Source organism: Flavobacterium sp. LPB0248, from assembly GCF_013388355.1.
Taxonomy (GTDB): Bacteria; Bacteroidota; Bacteroidia; order Flavobacteriales; family Flavobacteriaceae; genus Flavobacterium.
On sequence record NZ_CP058246.1, the window covers coordinates 1,757,278 to 1,774,926 of the forward strand.

The 17,649-nt window shown below is 34.9% G+C and carries 17 protein-coding genes; 13 read left to right on the forward strand and 4 right to left on the reverse strand.

Annotated elements, in window-relative coordinates; all coding sequences use genetic code 11:
- Window positions 1–6 precede the first annotated feature (6 nt).
- From LPB248_RS07305 to LPB248_RS07335, 7 genes are all read left to right on the forward strand, one after another.
- Entirely contained in the window at window positions 7–1,197 is a 1,191-nt protein-coding gene (locus tag LPB248_RS07305) for a pyridoxal phosphate-dependent aminotransferase (protein ID WP_177210852.1), read from the forward strand.
- 380 nt (window positions 1,198–1,577) lie between these two features.
- Window positions 1,578–2,033, forward strand: coding sequence for a ferritin-like domain-containing protein (locus LPB248_RS07310; protein ID WP_177210853.1), 456 nt, complete (start codon window positions 1,578–1,580; stop codon window positions 2,031–2,033).
- Between the two features lie 123 nt (window positions 2,034–2,156).
- The gene (locus tag LPB248_RS07315; RefSeq protein WP_177210854.1) at window positions 2,157–2,747 is read left to right on the forward strand and encodes a hypothetical protein; all 591 of its coding nucleotides are present in this window, start codon (window positions 2,157–2,159) and stop codon (window positions 2,745–2,747) included.
- A gap of 159 nt (window positions 2,748–2,906) precedes the next feature.
- Window positions 2,907–4,775 (forward strand): peptidase U32 family protein, encoded by a 1,869-nt coding sequence (locus tag LPB248_RS07320; protein ID WP_177210855.1) that lies wholly within the window; start codon window positions 2,907–2,909, stop codon window positions 4,773–4,775.
- A gap of 487 nt (window positions 4,776–5,262) precedes the next feature.
- Window positions 5,263–6,423: a formate-dependent phosphoribosylglycinamide formyltransferase gene (gene purT / locus LPB248_RS07325; protein ID WP_177210856.1), complete on the forward strand. Its 1,161-nt coding sequence runs from the start codon at window positions 5,263–5,265 to the stop codon at window positions 6,421–6,423.
- Window positions 6,424–6,425: 2 nt separating this feature from the next.
- Window positions 6,426–6,746 (forward strand): DUF6370 family protein, encoded by a 321-nt coding sequence (locus tag LPB248_RS07330; protein ID WP_177210857.1) that lies wholly within the window; start codon window positions 6,426–6,428, stop codon window positions 6,744–6,746.
- On the forward strand, window positions 6,746–7,321 hold the full coding sequence (locus LPB248_RS07335; protein WP_066032734.1) for a Crp/Fnr family transcriptional regulator: 576 nt from the start codon (window positions 6,746–6,748) through the stop codon (window positions 7,319–7,321). Before LPB248_RS07330 ends, LPB248_RS07335 begins: the two co-directional genes overlap by 1 nt.
- 107 nt (window positions 7,322–7,428) lie before the next feature.
- Here LPB248_RS07335 and aceA read toward each other — a convergent pair whose 3' ends face one another.
- Together aceA and aceB are read right to left on the reverse strand one after the other, a co-directional pair.
- Window positions 7,429–8,709, reverse strand: coding sequence for an isocitrate lyase (gene aceA / locus LPB248_RS07340; RefSeq protein ID WP_177210858.1), 1,281 nt, complete (start codon window positions 8,707–8,709; stop codon window positions 7,429–7,431).
- Between the two features lie 166 nt (window positions 8,710–8,875).
- Window positions 8,876–10,477 carry a malate synthase A gene (aceB, locus tag LPB248_RS07345; protein ID WP_177210859.1) on the reverse strand — a complete coding sequence of 534 codons (1,602 nt, stop codon included), beginning with the start codon at window positions 10,475–10,477 and terminating at the stop codon, window positions 8,876–8,878.
- Between the two features lie 197 nt (window positions 10,478–10,674).
- Here aceB and LPB248_RS07350 point away from each other — a divergent pair, with 197 nt between their 5' ends.
- Entirely contained in the window at window positions 10,675–12,156 is a 1,482-nt protein-coding gene (locus LPB248_RS07350; protein WP_177210860.1) for a helix-turn-helix domain-containing protein, read from the forward strand.
- 6 nt (window positions 12,157–12,162) lie between these two features.
- Window positions 12,163–12,522 carry a hypothetical protein gene (locus tag LPB248_RS07355; protein ID WP_177210861.1) on the forward strand — a complete coding sequence of 120 codons (360 nt, stop codon included), beginning with the start codon at window positions 12,163–12,165 and terminating at the stop codon, window positions 12,520–12,522.
- A 274-nt stretch (window positions 12,523–12,796) separates the two neighbouring features.
- Here LPB248_RS07355 and LPB248_RS07360 read toward each other — a convergent pair whose 3' ends face one another.
- On the reverse strand, window positions 12,797–13,771 hold the full coding sequence (locus LPB248_RS07360; RefSeq protein WP_177210027.1) for an integrase core domain-containing protein: 975 nt from the start codon (window positions 13,769–13,771) through the stop codon (window positions 12,797–12,799).
- Window positions 13,772–14,144: 373 nt separating this feature from the next.
- On the opposite strand from LPB248_RS07360, the gene LPB248_RS07365 reads away from it, so the two are divergent.
- The 3 genes from LPB248_RS07365 (at window position 14,145) to LPB248_RS07375 (ending at window position 16,074) form a co-directional block, all read left to right on the forward strand.
- A complete protein-coding gene (locus tag LPB248_RS07365; protein ID WP_149208427.1) occupies window positions 14,145–14,861 on the forward strand; it encodes a pirin family protein in 717 nt (238 codons plus the stop codon).
- Window positions 14,862–15,027: 166 nt separating this feature from the next.
- The gene (locus tag LPB248_RS07370) at window positions 15,028–15,258 is read left to right on the forward strand and encodes a (4Fe-4S)-binding protein (protein ID WP_012023810.1); all 231 of its coding nucleotides are present in this window, start codon (window positions 15,028–15,030) and stop codon (window positions 15,256–15,258) included.
- Window positions 15,259–15,540: 282 nt separating this feature from the next.
- Entirely contained in the window at window positions 15,541–16,074 is a 534-nt protein-coding gene (locus LPB248_RS07375) for a YceI family protein (protein WP_177210862.1), read from the forward strand.
- Between the two features lie 188 nt (window positions 16,075–16,262).
- Here LPB248_RS07375 and LPB248_RS07380 read toward each other — a convergent pair whose 3' ends face one another.
- On the reverse strand, window positions 16,263–17,126 hold the full coding sequence (locus LPB248_RS07380) for a helix-turn-helix domain-containing protein (protein ID WP_177210863.1): 864 nt from the start codon (window positions 17,124–17,126) through the stop codon (window positions 16,263–16,265).
- A gap of 95 nt (window positions 17,127–17,221) precedes the next feature.
- On the opposite strand from LPB248_RS07380, the gene LPB248_RS07385 reads away from it, so the two are divergent.
- Entirely contained in the window at window positions 17,222–17,584 is a 363-nt protein-coding gene (locus tag LPB248_RS07385; RefSeq protein ID WP_177210864.1) for a DUF983 domain-containing protein, read from the forward strand.
- Window positions 17,585–17,649 lie beyond the last annotated feature (65 nt).

Sequence of the window (17,649 nt, forward strand, 5' to 3'; positions counted from 1 at the left end):
TTTATAATGAATCATATTCTTTCGGACAGAATCAACAATCTTGCGACTTCGCAGACATTAGCAATGGCCGCTTTGGCAAGAGAATTAAAAGCACAAGGAAAAGACATTATCAGCTTAAGTTTAGGTGAACCAGATTTCAACACACCAGACTTTATTAAAGAAGCAGTAATAAAAGCAGTAAACGAAAATTATAGCACTTATTCTCCAGTAGAAGGCTACCTTGAATTGAGAGAAGCAATTTGCAGAAAATTCAAAAGAGACAACGGATTAGATTATAAACCAACTCAAATTGTAGTTTCTACAGGTGCAAAACAATCTTTATACAACATTGCACAAGTAATGTTAAACGACGGTGACGAAGTTATTTTACCAGCACCTTACTGGGTTTCTTACTTCGAAATCGTAAAACTTTCTGGCGGAGTTCCTGTTGAAGTTCCAACTTCTGTAGAAACAGATTTCAAAATGACACCAGAACAATTAGAAGCTGCCATCACACCAAAAACAAAAATGATGTGGTTCTCTTCTCCTTGTAATCCTTCGGGTTCTGTTTACAGCAGAGAAGAATTAACAGCATTGGCAAAAGTTTTAGAAAAACACCCAAATATCTATGTAGTTTCAGACGAAATTTATGAGCACATCAATTTCTCAGGAACTTTCTGCAGCATCGGATCTATCCCTGGAATGTTAGATAGAACAATCACTGTAAACGGAGTTGCAAAAGCATTCGCAATGACAGGATACAGAATTGGTTATATTGGAGCACCTGAATTCATCGCAAAAGCGTGTACAAAAATTCAAGGGCAAGTAACTTCTGGTGCAAATTCTGTGGCTCAACGCGCTACAATCACTGCAGTAGATGCTGATCCAAGCGTTTTAAACCACATGGTTGAAGCTTTCCACGGGCGTAGAGATTTAGTAGTTGGATTATTAAAAGAAATTCCAGGAGTAAAAATCAACGTTCCAGAAGGTGCATTCTACGTGTTCCCAGACGTTTCTTCTTTCTTCGGAAAAACATTAAAAGGACACGAAATTAAAGATGCAAACGATGTTTCGATGTATCTTTTAGCTGAGGCAAACGTGGCAACAGTAACTGGAGACGCTTTCGGAAATCCAAACTGTATTCGTTTCTCTTATGCAACAAGCAACGATATTTTAAAAGAAGCATTACGCAGAATCAAAGAAGCTTTGACTGCATAACAATATTCTAAGTTTTATTAAAAACGGCTTAAGGTTCAAAAGTTTCATCACTTTTATACTTTAAGCTGTTTTTTTTATGAGTTTATTTTGGGTGTGAGCCTGTCCCGATAGTTATCGGGAGGCTATCCGTTACAAGTCCTCGCACTTCCTTCGTCAGGCTCCGGGCTTTCCACTTCTATCCCTCACGCAAACAGCATACAAGAAATATCATTTTCAAAACTAAATTTTTGAGCATTTAAAATTCGTGAAATTCGTGGCGAACAAAAAAACAGTTTCAAAATTCCCATTCTACAATATTATAAAACCTCAAATGTAATCCTGTAAAACATAACTCTTTATAAATCGTCAACTTTGTGATATTAATTTAAAAGCTATTAGTTATGATACATACAGATGAAACCACACAAGAAACCGTTAAAACTTTAGAAGGATTAATTTCAATTCTTGAGGATGGAAAACTAGGATATACAGATGCAGCAGAACATGTAGAAAATCCGGCAATGAAAACCGATTTCCTTGAATATGCCCGCGAACGAGCTTTATTTATTGTAGAACTGCAGGACCAAATCAATAAACTGGGAAAATCAACAGACAATTCAGGCGGAGGCCCACTTGGAGCTTTACACCGCGCATGGATTGATATTAAATCTGCATTTACGGGAGGTGACACAGAAGCCATTATAAATGCTTGTATTACAGGTGAAGAAGCTGCAATTGAAAAATACAAAAAAGCACTCGAAGAAAATCATTTAGAACATGATCAGATTTACATTGTTTCTAAACAATTAAATAGCATTCAAAATACTTTATCGCAAATTAAAATGAAAGCAAGCTAAACGATTCATGCTTTTTTTTTGAAAACTGCTTAGTCTTCGGATTGGGCGGTTTTTTATTTGTTAAATTTGAAAAAAAAATCCTACATTTGCGCGATAAAATTTTTAACTAATCAAGCAAAAATCATGAAATTTACAATTCGTCTTTTATTTACATTTATCCTTTTTACGTGCTTTCAAAATCAGTTAAAAGCACAAACTATAGGAAAATCTATAAAGGCTTCAATAGGCTATGGATCCAGCGCTTCATATTATATTGAAGATTATGGAAGTCAAGACGAAATAGATGTTATGGGAGGTGGCCTTTATCTTCAAGGAGAATATATTATAGGAATAAAATCATGGTTTAGCGTAAGACCTTACGCTGGAGCTATTTTTGAATCTGTTGACAAAGATCAAAACATACAAAATCAACCTCAGTATAAAGTAACAACTAATGCATTTTTATTGGGAAGCAAAATTCGTCTTTGCGCACCAATTCCGTGGGTTGCACCATTTATTGAAGGTGGCATTGGAACTTCTATTGGTAAATTCGAGACCTTTACACCCAACGTTAATTTTAATAAAAGTGATGTTTTACTACATATTCCATTTAGTATTGGATTGGCTGTCGGCAGACATAATAATTTCGAAATCGAAATTTCTGGGTATTTTCATCCAGCTGCAAAACAGTCTACCTCCGTATTTGCACTTGGGTATAATTTTCCGCTTGATTAATTATATTTCTTCATTCTTAATTAAAAACTTCATTTATCTTCATTCCATATTAAGTTAACAAATTCAAAAAAAACGCTTCATCGCTAGCAAACTCGAATAATTTATTAGACCTTTGCACACTTTTTTTCGGGAATACCACAAAAGTCTAAAGTTTTAGAAATGAAGAAGAAAATCGAAATATTAGCTCCTGCTAGAGATTTAATTGGAGGAATCGCCGCCATAAACAGTGGCGCGGATGCAGTATATATTGGTGCGCCACAGTTTGGTGCACGTTCTAATGCCAACAACTCAATCGAAGATGTTGCTGAACTGGTAAAATACGCGCACTTATTTAACGCGCAGGTTTTTGTGGTTATGAATACCATTTTATACGACAACGAATTAGAAACGTGTCGTGCTATGATTTGGGAATTATACGATATTGGTGTCGATGCATTGATCATTCAGGATATGGCGATTATGGAAATGGACTTGCCTCCTATCATACTTCACGCCAGTACACAAGCTAATAATCGTGACGCCGATAAAATTAAATTCTTAAAAGATGCTGGAATTAAGCGCGTGGTTTTAGCACGTGAATTAAATCTGCATCAAATTAAAACAATATACGACCACGCTGATGTTGAATTAGAGTTTTTCGTAACTGGAGCATTATGTGTTTCTTTCAGCGGAAACTGCTATATGAGTGTGGCTAACGGAGAAAGAAGCGCGAACCGTGGTTCTTGTGCACAAAACTGCCGTTTACCTTATAACTTAATCGACGGAAACGGAGATACTTTAATTAGAAACAGTCACTTGCTTTCTATTAAAGATTTAGATGTTTCAGATCAAATCCCGAATTTGATTGAAGCGGGAATCGTTTCTTTCAAAATCGAAGGAAGATTAAAAGATGTTGCTTACGTTAAAAACAACGTATCATATTTGCGTCAAAAATTAGACAGTTATTTAGAAGGAAGTGATAAATACATCAAAGCTTCTTCTGGAAAATGTACGTATACTTTTGATTCTACATTAAGCAGAACTTTCAATCGTGGTTATACCGATTATTTTGTAAACGAAAGACACAGTTCTATTGGTTCTTGGGAAAGTCCAAAATCGAAAGGACAATATATTGGTAAATTAATTCGAACTGTTGGAAACGCTTACGAAATCGAAAACGGTGAATTATTAAACAACGGCGACGGACTTTGCTTCATCAACGAAAATAATGAAGCTGACGGAATCTACGTAAACAAAGCCGAAAACGGAAAAGTTTATCCAAACGTTTTAAAGGAAATCAAAGACGGAACTTTCATCTATAGAAATAACGACGCTGCTTTCATCAAAATCGTAGAAAGGGAAGATAGTGCCATCCGTAAAATCGGAACTACTTTATTGCTTACTGAAAATGAAAATGGTTTTGAATTAATCGCAACCGATGAAGACGGAAACGTAAGTACTGTAAAACTAGAACACGCAAAAGAAAAAACAAAAACAGGCGAATCGATCGAAGAAAACATCAAAGTTCAATTGGCTAAAACAGGTTTTACACCTTATAGCGCCGATGAAATTAATGTAATGTTTTCTGAAAACTGGTTCCTTCCTATTTCAAAAATTAACGAAATGAGAAGAAATGTTTTCGATCAGTTATCAGAAATTCGTTTGGCAAATTACGTTCGCGAGGAACACCAATTAGTAAAAACGTCACACCCATATCCTGAAACTAAACTGGATTTCATGTACAACGTTTCGAACAAAACGGCTCGTAAATTCTACGAACGTCACGGTGTTACCGAAATCGAGAAAGCATTCGAATTACAATGGGATCCAGGAAAATCTCGTGTAATGACAACCAAATATTGCATCAAATACGAGTTGAAAAAATGTCCGATACACCAAAAAGACATCGTTGGTGTAAAAGTAAAAGAACCATTAGTATTAAAACAGGGAGAATTAGAATACAAACTAAAATTCAACTGCAAACCTTGCGAAATGGAAATCTGGGAAAAAGATGCTGAATTTGAGATTGAAGAAGATCATTTTCATTAATATACAAAACCGATACTTTTAAAAGAAGTGTCGGTTTTTTATTTTGGGCGTGTCCCTCCGGGTCGGGCTATCCGTTCCAAGTCCTCGCCTGTTCGTTCCTCACGGCTGTGGGCTTTCCACTACTATCCCTCACGCGAACGGTTTCAGAAGAACTTTAACGTTTATAATTCCCAAAATCTTGTCATTTCGAGGAACGAGAAATCACACTAGAAACTCCACAATCAAAATCGCCAATCTTTGTCGAATCCCGAGTGTGATTTCTCGTTCCTCGAAATGACAAACTGTGTGGTTACTATTTCTAAAACGTAAATTGGTTATTAAATCTGCCGAATCTCCAAAATCTGCGTGAGAAATTCTTTGCGATCTTTTTTGTCTTAAAAACAAAAACTTAGCACTCTTTGCGTTCCCGATAGCTATCGGGATTGCGAACTTTGCGGTTAAAACCTTTTTCCCTACTTTTACTACTCAAACAATACACTACTCCAAAATGAAAATACTACTCCTAGGTTCAGGCGAATTAGGCAAAGAATTTGTCATTGCCGCACAACGAATCGGACAAACCATAATTGCAGTTGACAGTTACGAAAACGCACCAGCCATGCAGGTTGCGCACGGCTTTGAAGTCATCAATATGCTCGACGGTGAAGCACTTGACCGAATCGTAGCCAAACACCAACCCGATTTTATAGTTCCCGAAATAGAAGCCATTCGCACCGAACGTTTTTACGATTACGAAAAGCAAGGAATAACAGTTGTACCTTCAGCGAAAGCGGCAAACTTTACTATGAATCGTAAAGCTATTCGCGATTTAGCAGCAAAAGAATTGGGATTAAGAACAGCAAAATATCAATACGCAACTTCAGCGGAAGAACTACAAAAAGCTGTTCAGGAAGTTGGAATTCCTTGCGTGGTAAAACCATTAATGTCTTCGTCAGGAAAAGGACAATCTACAATCAAAATAGAAAGCGATATCGAAAAAGCTTGGCAATATGCTGTTGCAGGTTCGCGTGGCGATGTTATCGAAGTAATTGTCGAAGCATTTGTAGATTTCCATTCAGAAATTACACTTTTAACGATTACTCAAAATAATAATCCAACTTTATTCTGCGCTCCAATTGGTCACAGACAAGAAAGAGGCGATTATCAGGAAAGCTGGCAGCCTGCTTTAGTTTCAGAAAAAGATTTGTATGAAGCTCAGGATATGGCCGAAAAAATCACGGAAGCACTTGGCGGTGCCGGACTGTTTGGTGTAGAGTTTTTCTTAACGAATGAAGGCGTTTATTTCTCTGAACTTTCTCCGCGTCCGCATGATACCGGAATGGTAACTTTAGCTGGAACACAGAACTTCAACGAATTTGAATTGCATTTAAGAGCCATTTTGAGCCTTCCAATTTTTGAAATTACTTTAGAAAAAGCTGGTGCAAGTGCTGTAATTTTAGCATCAGAAGATTCAGCAAATCCAACTTTTACCGGAATTGAAAAAGTAGCCGCATTACCAAAAACTGATTTCAGAATTTTTGGTAAACCAACTTCAAGACCTTACCGCAGAATGGGAGTTGTTTTAAGCCATGATTCACTTTCAACTCCAATTACTGAAGTAACAGAACGTGCCAAAGAAACAGCAAAATTAATAACAGTAAATTCTTAATTATGAAAAATATAATATTAGCAACATTCCTTTTTATTGGAATTGCAGTACAAGCTCAAACTAAAAAGAAATTTGATAAACCAACAGTCGTTGAAGCATCTTGCGGGGAATGCCAATTCGGAATGAAAGGCAAAAGCTGTGATTTAGCAGTTCGTATTGACGGAAAATCTTATTTCGTTGACGGAACGACAATTCATGATCATGGAGACGCTCACGCTGAAAAAGGATTCTGTAATGCAATAAGCAAAGCTTTAGTTACAGGAGAAATTAAAGGAGATAGATTCAAAGCAACTTCATTTACTTTAATCGACGATAAAAAATAATGGCATTAATTCTCGAAAATATTGCCAAACACGTTTCTCTTACACCAGAAGAACAGGCGCTTTTTTTATCTAAACTAGAAACGAACACTTACAAAGCCAAAACACTTTTATTAAATGCCGGCGAAGTCTGCAAACATTCCTATTTCGTAAATTCAGGTATTTTAAGAAGTTTCAATATCAACGATAATATTGTTGAACATGTTTTATCATTTGCCTGCGAAGGCTGGTGGATGAGTGATATGTACAGTTATTTTTCGCAGAAACCAGGACAGCTTTTTATTGAAGTTCTGGAAGAAGCCGAAGTGGTTTCTTTGTCTAAAGAAAATCAGGAACAATTGTATCTTGAGATTCCAAAATTGGAACGATTTTTTAGAATTTTAATCGAAAACTCTTTAGTTGCCAACCAGCAGAGATTAATGGATAATTTGAGTTTACCTGCGGAAGAACGCTTTGAAAAATTCACAAAAAAATACGGAACATTAGTTCACAAAGTTCCTCAAAAACAAATCGCTTCTTTCATTGGCGTAACACCAGAATTTTTCAGCAAAATGAAAGCTCGTCTTTTAAAAAAATAAAATTAAACCATTAAGATATTAAGGTTCATTAAGCTAGACTTAATCTTCCTTATTTTTTTAAGGATATAAAGCTTAACTTTCTTAATATCTTAATGGTAAAACAAGAATTAAAATTGCTCAACCTCTGTAGAATGTTCCATTGCGGTTATTGCTGATTTACCTAACATTACCGTATTTTGAACCGCATCGAAATAAGAAGTTCCAACAAAAGCTTGGTGTTTTACGGCTCTGAATCCGTTTTTCTGCAAAGCGAATTCGCGTTCCTGCAATTCAGAATAGCCTGCCATTCCTCGCTCTTTATAAGCTCTAGACAATTCAAACATACTCGTATTCAATGCATGGAATCCAGCTAAAGTAATGAACTGAAAACTATATCCCATTGCAGCCAAATCTTCTCTAAATGTTTCCATTTCAGCAACTGTTAATTTTGCTGCCCAATTAAAAGACGGAGAACAATTATAAGCCAGCATTTTATCAGGAAATTCTTTTTTCATTGCTTTTGCAAATTTCCTTGCATAATCCAAATCCGGATTACTGGTTTCCATCCAAATCAAATCGGCATAAGGCGCGTAACTTAAACCTCTTGCAATTCCCTGATCAATTCCGTTTTTCACATAGAAGAAACCTTCAGCCGTTTTTTCTCCTGTTAGAAATTTTTTGTCTCTAGGATCGGCATCGCTTGTTAGTAAATTTGCAGCATCAGCATCTGTTCGAGCAACTATTAAAGTTGAAACACCCATAACATCTGAAGCCAGTCGTGCTGCAATTAATTTATTGATTGCTTCCTGAGTGGGAACTAAAACCTTCCCGCCCAAGTGTCCGCATTTTTTAGCAGAACTCAGCTGATCTTCAAAATGAACTCCAGAAGCTCCAGCTTCAATCATAGATTTCATTAATTCGAAAGCATTTAAGTTGCCTCCAAAACCAGCTTCGGCATCAGCTACAATTGGAACTAAATAATCTTTTCTATCTTCAATATTATTTACAGTCTGAATCTGATCGGCACGAAGTAAAGCGTTGTTGATCTTTTTCACCACCATCGGAACACTGTTTACCGGGTAAAGCGATTGGTCAGGATACATTTCTCCCGCCAGATTTGCATCAGCTGCAACCTGCCATCCGCTTAAATAAATCGCTTCTAAACCCGCATCGACTTCCTGAATCGCTTGATTTCCAGTCAACGCTCCCAAACCCGCAACATAATCCTGACTTTTTAACTTTCTCCATAATTTTTCTGCCCCCATTTTGGCAATAGAATGCTCAATTTTATACGAACCTTGAAGCGTAACTACTTCACTCGCAGTATAAGGACGCTCTACTCCTTTCCATCTCGGGTTTGTAATCCAATCGTTAATCAATTCCTGAATTCTGTCTTCTGTTGTTTTCATAATATAGTTTAGTTAAAGTGGTTCGTTTTTTAGTGTTCAGTCAAAGTTTTAAGTGTTCAGCTTAACCAGACTGATTTTTTCTCTTATTTTATCTGCCTTATCTGCTAAATCTGTGAGAAAAATTTATTCGCTCGCAGATCTGGCAGATTGAGCAGATTTTAAAAGTTTATAGATATTTATAACATGGAAGAGTAAGAAAATCTACAAAATGCAGGTTTACAACCAGTCTTTCCAGCATTTTTTCGGCTAATGGAAATTGTTGTTTTTCATAATTTTCCTCTCCTAGTTCTTCCTTGATTTTTCTGAATTCATCTAAAGCCAATTCATGATAATAAGCCAAATCTAATTTTCGTCCATTATCCAAAATCACTTTATTCTGAAGCCATTGCCATAATTGTGATCTCGAAATTTCGGCCGTTGCGGCATCTTCCATCAAATTATGCAATGCAGCTGCGCCTTGTCCGTTTAGCCATGAAGCCAGATATAAAACTCCAACGTTGATGTTTTTGCGAACACCGTTTTCAGTTATCAGCCCAATTGGTGGTTCAATCAAATCGGCTTCTGTAATTTTTCGATGTTCTCTTTTTACATGAATCTGATTTGGAGTTGGCATTCCTTTATCAAAAATCTCTTTTGCTATTGCAACTAAATCCGGATGCGCTACCCAAGTGCCGTCATGTCCATTTTTAACTTCACGCTCTTTATCGGTTCTTACTTTTGCGAAAGCGACTGCATTGGCTTCTTCATCGTTTCGAATCGGAATCTGTGCTGCCATTCCACCAATCGCATGAATTCCTCTTTTATGACATCTTTGAATTACCAGATTAGAGTACGCATTCATAAAAGGCGAAGTCATAGTTACCTGATCACGATCTGGAACGATGAATCTTGGATTTTTTCTAAACTTTTTGATATAAGAGAAAATATAATCCCAGCGTCCGCAGTTTAAGCCAACGATATGTTCTTTCAATTCGTAAATAATTTCATCCAGCTGAAAACTTGCCGTTATAGTTTCAATTAAAACCGTCACTTTTATCGTTCCTCTGTTCAGTTTTAAATAATCCTCGGTAAAATCAATTACATTATTCCACCAACGCGCTTCCAGATAATGCTCTAATTTCGGAATGTAGAAATACGGTCCAGAATTGTTTTCTAAAAGTCGTTTATGATTATGAAAAACATATAAACCAAAATCTATCAAAGAACCCGAAACTTCATTTCCTTCAACTAGAACATGTTTTTCTGGCAAATGCAGACCTCTCGGACGTACAATTAACGTTGCGATTTTTTCATTTAAATGATACGATTTCTGTTTTACCAAATCAGTAAACGTGATTGTTTTGTTTACCGCATCAATCAAATTTACCTGTCCGTCCATCAAGTTTTGCCACGTTGGCGAAGTGCTATCTTCAAAATCGGCCATGAAGGTTTTTGCTCCCGAATTCAAAGCATTGATGATCATTTTTCGATCAACAGGTCCAGTAATTTCTACTCTACGATCCAGTAAATCCTTCGGAATTTCTCCAGCTTTCCAACTTCCTTCTCTCACACTTTTGGTTTCTGGAATAAAAACCGGCATAATTCCCTGATCAAAAGTGACTTGTTTTTGCTCACGCTGTAAAAGCAATAGTTTTCGTTGTGATTCGAATTTTCTATGCAATTCAGTTATAAAAACAATGGCTTCTTCTGTCCAGATCTTTGGATAACGAAGCTTCTTTTCGGCTAAAAATTCCATTGCCGTTTCGGTAATTTCTAATTGGTTTTTCATAGCTGTGGTTTTTAATTTCATTAGCAGTAATTGAATCGATTCTATGTTTTTCAAAAACAAAAATTCATAACAAACTGATAATTAATATTTTCTACACCACAATATTAGAAAAAAGTTTTTTACAAAACAAGCGAACGTTCGCTAAAAATGAAAAATAATTTTTTGGCGATTATTTTTAGAATACCTATATTTGGTTCATGGATATCGAAAAAGACTATATAAAGCTGATCTTCGGATTAAAACTGAAGCAAGTCCGCACCCAAAAAAATCTGTCACTTTTTGGCTTGGCCAAATTGACCAATCTTTCAAAATCGTACTTAAACGAGATTGAAAAGGGGAAAAAATATCCAAAAACAGATAAAATTTTATTACTCTGCGAACATTTGGACGTGACCTATGACCAAATGGTGTCTTTAAAACTCGATAACAACCTCGCTCCTATTGGCGAAATCTTAAAATCAGGTATTTTAAAAGAAATTCCGCTGGAACTTTTCGGAATTCAGGAAGCCGATTTAATTGATATTATAGCCAATGCTCCGGCAAAAGTCAATGCTTTTATCAGTACGATTATCGAAATTGCACAGCATTATAATTTAAGTCGTGAAAGTTTCTTTTTAGCCGCTTTGCGTTCGTATCAGGAAGCGCACAGCAATTATTTTGAAGATTTAGAAGAAAAAGTAATTGCATTTTCGAAGTCTTTTCAAATTAATTTAGATTCTAAAATTAGCATTGAAGAACTGGAAGCAATTTTAAAAGAAGAATACGAATACAACATCAGAGAAATAGCGTTTACAGATCAGGAAGCTTTGGGCGATTTGCGTTCGATTTATGTTCCAAAAAGCAGAACTTTATTGCTTTCAACTGAACTTGATGCTCCGCAGAAAGCTTTTATTTTAGCTAAAGAAATTGCTTATAACTATCTAAAAATATCCGATCGTTTACTGACTTTCAGTTGGATTAAGTTTGAAAATTTCGATCAGGTTCTGCATAATTTTTACGCTTCTTATTTTGCCGGTGCTCTATTATTACCGAGAAAATTAGTGGTGGATAAAATCAATTCTTTTTTAGAAAATGAGAATCCGAAACCTGAAGAATTTGTTCAATTAATTGAAAGTTTTGAAGTTTCGCCTGAATCTTTTTATCAACGATTGACCAATTTATTACCGAAAGATTTTCAGCTGAAAAATTTATTCTTTTTAAGATTATCTCACCGTATTGGTTCTGATGTTTACCAAATTAATAAAGAATTACACATTACACATCAACAGGAACCGCACGCCAACGAAACCAACGAGCATTATTGCAGAAGATGGGTTTCGGTAAAAACAATTGATGAAGCTATCAAACAAAATAAATCTCATTTTTTTGATGCGCAAATTTCCAGTTATGCGAATAGCGGAAACGAATATCTAGTATTTTCATCGGCTACAAAAGATCCTTTTTTACATGATACTATTCGAAGTATTTCGGTTGGAATTTTAATTAATCCGACAATGAAAAAGAAATTCAAGGTCATTGATGGAAAACCTTTGGTGAAACGAATTGTTGGTGTAACTTGCGAAACCTGTGCTGTTCAGGATTGTCTGGAAAGAACAGCACCGCCAATTGTTTTAGAAAGAAAAAAACGACATGAGAATACCGATGCTGTTGTACAGCAATTTATGAATCAATATAGCTAGAATGCCATGAAATATTTTGCCTTAATAACTACACTGTTTTTAATTAGTTTTACTCAGAAAACAGACAAACTTATTGGCCGTTACAATTACTTGATTGAAGAGGACAATACTTATATCCAAAAAGATAAAATTACTTTTAAGGACAGCATTTTTGCCTTCGATAACAAATATCTACCAAAAGGAAAAGTTTCTTATGGCAACAAAATAGTATTGGATAATTTCATTAATACGGATTTAGTTATAAGTATTTCAAAAGATCAAATCGAAAAAGATACTATTCCTTTTTTTATGCATGACAAGAAAAGTTCTTCTACTAATTATCTTGATGAAGTGGTTGGAAAAGGGAAATTAGTTAGGATTAAGTAAAAGTTTTTTAATAATCTCGCAATGCCCCTAAGTCCTAAAGATTATTTCTTTCAATACAATTACTCAACGTAATCTTGTCATCCTGAGGAACGAAGGATCACACTCGGAAGTCGACAAAGATTGGCGATTATGCAGGCGGAATTTCTTGTGCGATCCTTCGTTCCTCAGGATGACAAACCATACGATTAATCTGAAGCAAAAAATCATTTTATAATTTCAATCTTTGCGGAGTTACTTGCGAAGATTTCTCCTTCGTCGAAATTGTAAAAGTCACTTATTTCGGTAACGGATTTATCATTTCGATCGGTTTTTTACCATCAATACCTTGATGCGGTCTTTCATGATTATAATAATATAAGTATTGTAATAATTCTTCTTTTAGTTCTTCTTGAGAATCAAAATCAGTATCTCTTAATAAATCTTCTTCTAGAGTTCTCCAAAAGCGCTCTACTTTACCGTTTGTCTGTGGTCTATATGGCTTTGTATATCTGTGCACTATGCCTAATTCCATAAGCATTCTTTCAAAAGGATGCTGGCTTTTTACTTTGCTTGTTTTAGGTCCAAATTCAGCTCCATTATCAGATAATATCTCTTCAAATTTTATTTCATAATGGCTGCTTAAGATATTTAAACATTTTAATGAAGCAAACATTACTGTTAAACTGGTAATATCTGAAACTAATTCAGCCCAAGCAATCCGGCTGTAATCATCAATTACACAGACTAAATAAAGCTTTTTGTTTTCTCCACGAATTATACTTTTACTTAAATAATGACAATCAATATGACCCAGCTGTCCCATTCTTTCCTTGATTATTTTCTGATGATTCTTTTTAATCTTCGGAGTTAACCTGTTTATTCTATGCCGTTTTAAAATATTATAAACTCCAGAATATGAAGGTGTATGTTTTCCTAATCTGGGATTTAAGATACTAACAATTTCATATTTATTGTTTCCTTTTTCTCTTAATTCAATTACTTTTTGTTCTATAAAAGGTAAAGGACGTCTTGTCTTGTATTTTGGACCACGTTTTTGAGGCAGTAAATCTAAAGACTTACCGCTCTGCTTATAGCGGTTATAATACTTTAAGAAACTTTTTCTGCAGGTGTCATTTGCCTTATAAAAATCCATCGCCTTTTTATGCACTGGATGAGTTTTACTTTTTACCTGCTCATATTCTCTTATCAAAAATCGATACTTCTCTAAATAGTTTCTTTCTAATGTTGAATCCTGACTGTTATTTCTCATCGCAACAAAATTTATTAAAGTTAAATTTTGTTACCGAAATATCTAACCTTTACAGAAATGACAAACCATGCGATTACTTTGAGGTAAAACCTTTGTACCTCTGCAACTTTGCACCTTTGAACCTTCTTATAAAAATGAAACTTCTCGCATAGCCCCGATAGAAGTGGAAATCCTTTTGTGGTGGGGTTCACCACAAAAGATTGTAACGGATAGCGGGACTAAACGTCTTTTGAAAACGATTCTTTCTGCTCCAGAAAAAAACTTAGTATCTCAGCACCTTAAAACCTCAGAATCTTTTCTTAATCTACATTAAGTGCTTTTCGTTTACATCGGCTGTATCTTTGTACTATCAAAATCAATAAAAGACAAAATCATGGAAAATATAGTATTGCACAAAGCAGACACAAGAGGAAATGCAAATCACGGATGGTTAAACGCTTATCATAGCTTTAGTTTTGCGAGCTGGTACAATCCAGATAGAATTCAGTTTGGAGCACTTCGTGTTTTGAATGACGATACAATTGCTGCTGGAATGGGATTTGGAACTCACCCTCATGATAATATGGAAATTATTACAATTCCGTTAGAAGGTGATTTGGCTCACAAAGACAGTATGGGAAATACTGAAGTTATTAAAAACGGAGACATTCAGGTAATGAGTGCCGGAACTGGAATTCAACATAGCGAGTTTAACCCGAATGCAGATCAGCAGACTAAACTGTTGCAGATTTGGTTGTTTCCAAACAAAAGAAACGTTACACCACGTTACCAGCAAATTACTTTAAACGTTGCTGACAGACATAATAAATTGGCACAAGTTTTATCTCCAAATGCCGATGACGAAGGTGTTTGGATTCACCAAGATGCTTGGTTCAACATGGGGAATTTTGATGCAGGAACTGCAACAGAATATAAAATCAAAAAAGAAGGAAACGGAGTTTATGCTTTCGTTTTAAAAGGAAATGTAACCATCAACGGTCAAGAATTAAATACTCGTGATGCGGTTGGAATTTCAGGAACTGATACGTTGAATATTAAAGCAAATACAGACGCTGAATTTTTATTAATGGACATTCCGATGAATTATTAATTCAAACAAAAACAATTAATACCTGTACCTCGAAACGATAATAAATCTGAAAATCAGACTATTATCGTTTCTTTTTTTGCTCAATTTTAAAAAAGAAAGACTAACTTTATAAATAAGAAAATTGGTCTGACTTTAAAATTAAAACTAATCCTTAAAATTTTAAACCATGAATCCAAACAACCTCACTAAAGAATATACAAACGGAGAAGTTACGATTGTGTGGCAATCTGGAAAATGTATTCACTCGGCAAATTGTGTCAAAAACAATCCGGATGTTTTTCGCCCAAAAGAAAAACCGTGGATTACACCAGAGCAGTCTACAACTGAGAAAATAATTTCTACTGTTAATAAATGTCCGTCGGGAGCGCTGACATTTTATATGAATAACAAAAGCTAAGCTTTAAGCATTAGTTTTTTCGCCACAGATTAAAAGGATTAAATTGATTTTTTTCGCCACGACTTGAGCGATAGCGAACAGGCGTAGCAATTGCTCGAAATAAATTGAATTGAAATTTGTGGAAATTCGTGGCAATATTTCTTTTAATCCTTTTAATCTGTGTAATCTGTGGCAAAAAACATCACATTTTTTATTTCTTAATCTAGGTTAAGTGCTTCAGGACAACTGTCACCGTAACTTTGTCCTATCAAAATGAAATTAAATATTTAAAAAAATAAAATTATGGCAACTACAAAATGGTCAATTGACCCAACTCACTCAGAAATTGGTTTTAAAGTTAAACACATGATGTTTACAAATGTTTCAGGAAAATTTGGAACTTATGAAGCTTCTGCAATCACAGAAGGAGATAGTTTTGATAATGCAGATTTCAGTTTTTCTGCTGATATCGCTTCAGTAGATACTGCAAATGCAGATCGTGACGGACATTTAAGAAGCGGTGACTTCTTTGATGCTGAAAATCATCCAAAATTAACTTTCAAATCTTCTTCTTTCAAAAAAATCAACGATGGTGAATTTGAATTAACTGGAGATTTAAACATCAAAGGTGTTTCTAAAACAGTAAAATTCCCAGTTGAGTTTAGCGGAATCATGACTGATCCTTGGGGAAATACAAAAGTAGGTTTAAGCATAGAAGGAAAAATCAATCGTAAAGATTGGGGTTTAAATTGGAACTCGGCTCTTGAAACAGGTGGTGTTTTAGTTGGAGAAGAAGTTCGTTTGAACATTGAATTACAATTTGTAAAACAAGCCTAATTAAGCATTCTCGGATTTAATTGGTTGGTTATTGAAGCTCTGCATTTTGCAGGGCTTTTTTTATAGCCACGAATTCACGAATTTATTTATCCTAAACACTGAAAATATTTAATGCCACAGATTAAAATAATTATTTGGATTTTTTAATCTGTGGCAAATAAAATTCTTGAATTCGTGGCTATAAAAAATCAACGTACCGTGTTTCTAAATTCAGTCGGCGACATTCCGGTTTGTTTTTTGAAGAAACGAGAGAAATATGAATAATCTTCGTAACCGACTTTGAATGCTACTTCATTTACTGCTAATTGTTTGTCGATCAGCATTCTTTTTATTTCCAGAATTACTCGGTCTGTAATAACTTCTGTTGCTGTTTTTTGAAGGATTTCGTTGCAGATTCTGTTTAAATGCTTCAGTGTAATATTTAGTTTTTCTGCATAAAACGAAGGCAATTTCTCAGTTCTGAAATATTCTTCTAAAAGTGATTCAAACTTATTGATTTTGATATTGTAAGAATGCGTTTGATGTGAATACGTTTCGCCATATTTTCTTGCCACTTCGATGTGAATACAGTCTAGTAAATTCAACAATTTATCTAATTGATATTTATTGTCTTGGCTATTTTCCTGAATCAGTAAATCGAAATAAGGTTGGATTTTCGGGATTTCTTTTTCTTCAAAAACCATTTCTGGTCGGTTTTGAATGGAGTGATAAAAACTATAGTCGTTGATTTTTTTCTGTCCGAAATACAGATTGTACAATTCCTGTGAAAAGATAATTACAAAACCTTGAACGTCTTTAGATAAATTCCAATGATGCATTTGTCCAGGCTGTAGCACAAAAAGGCTTCCTCTTTTAATTTCGAACTGGTCAAAATCGACTTCATGCAATCCTGAACCTTTTGTAAAAAAAACCATTAAATACGAGTCATGACGATGCGGTTCTTCGACAAAACTGTGACTTTTCAAATGTTCTTTAAAAGTATTCACATAAAAATCGCGATGAATGTCGTTACAGCTAAAATTCTGAACACTATAAATCGGATATCTTTTCATAAAAATGTCTTTATTATGCTATAATAAGCGAAGATACTAAAAAGACTTTTATTCTACTCCGAATTACCTTTGTGCAAATAAAAAACATCAAAGTCATGTCAAATGCACTAACTCATATTTTAAGCAACGAATGTCCTGTTTGTCATAAAGGAAAAGTCTTTACAGACAAAAATATTTTTCTGACTTTTCGTCTTCCAAAGATGAATGAATACTGCAGTCATTGCAATTATAAATTCCAAAAAGAACCTGGTTATTTCTTTGGCGCCATGTATGTAAACTACGGATTAACAGTCGCTCAAGGAATTGCCACCTATTGTATTGCACAGTTTTTCTTTGAGAAAAATTTCGATTTACGAATCATTCCAATTATTGCTGTTGTGATTACTTTGCTCACTTCTTTCAATCTACGATTTTCACGATTAGCATGGATTTACATGTTTAAGGATTATACGAAATAAAAAAGTATTATTTTTGCCTTTCAATTGAAGCTAATTTTCAATTCCAAAAAAATAAAAAACAAATT

Coding starts and splice junctions, on each gene's coding strand:
- LPB248_RS07365 (WP_149208427.1), top strand. CDS start 14,145: ATGGAAAATATAGTATTGCACAAAGCAGACACAAGAGGAAATGCAAAT.
- LPB248_RS07330 (WP_177210857.1), top strand. CDS start 6,426: ATGAAAAATATAATATTAGCAACATTCCTTTTTATTGGAATTGCAGTA.
- LPB248_RS07335 (WP_066032734.1), top strand. CDS start 6,746: ATGGCATTAATTCTCGAAAATATTGCCAAACACGTTTCTCTTACACCA.
- aceB (WP_177210859.1), bottom strand. CDS start 10,477: ATGAAAAACCAATTAGAAATTACCGAAACGGCAATGGAATTTTTAGCC.
- LPB248_RS07360 (WP_177210027.1), bottom strand. CDS start 13,771: ATGAGAAATAACAGTCAGGATTCAACATTAGAAAGAAACTATTTAGAG.
- LPB248_RS07315 (WP_177210854.1), top strand. CDS start 2,157: ATGAAATTTACAATTCGTCTTTTATTTACATTTATCCTTTTTACGTGC.
- LPB248_RS07385 (WP_177210864.1), top strand. CDS start 17,222: ATGTCAAATGCACTAACTCATATTTTAAGCAACGAATGTCCTGTTTGT.
- LPB248_RS07310 (WP_177210853.1), top strand. CDS start 1,578: ATGATACATACAGATGAAACCACACAAGAAACCGTTAAAACTTTAGAA.
- purT (WP_177210856.1), top strand. CDS start 5,263: ATGAAAATACTACTCCTAGGTTCAGGCGAATTAGGCAAAGAATTTGTC.
- LPB248_RS07355 (WP_177210861.1), top strand. CDS start 12,163: ATGAAATATTTTGCCTTAATAACTACACTGTTTTTAATTAGTTTTACT.
- LPB248_RS07375 (WP_177210862.1), top strand. CDS start 15,541: ATGGCAACTACAAAATGGTCAATTGACCCAACTCACTCAGAAATTGGT.
- aceA (WP_177210858.1), bottom strand. CDS start 8,709: ATGAAAACAACAGAAGACAGAATTCAGGAATTGATTAACGATTGGATT.
- LPB248_RS07305 (WP_177210852.1), top strand. CDS start 7: ATGAATCATATTCTTTCGGACAGAATCAACAATCTTGCGACTTCGCAG.
- LPB248_RS07370 (WP_012023810.1), top strand. CDS start 15,028: ATGAATCCAAACAACCTCACTAAAGAATATACAAACGGAGAAGTTACG.
- LPB248_RS07380 (WP_177210863.1), bottom strand. CDS start 17,126: ATGAAAAGATATCCGATTTATAGTGTTCAGAATTTTAGCTGTAACGAC.
- LPB248_RS07350 (WP_177210860.1), top strand. CDS start 10,675: ATGGATATCGAAAAAGACTATATAAAGCTGATCTTCGGATTAAAACTG.
- LPB248_RS07320 (WP_177210855.1), top strand. CDS start 2,907: ATGAAGAAGAAAATCGAAATATTAGCTCCTGCTAGAGATTTAATTGGA.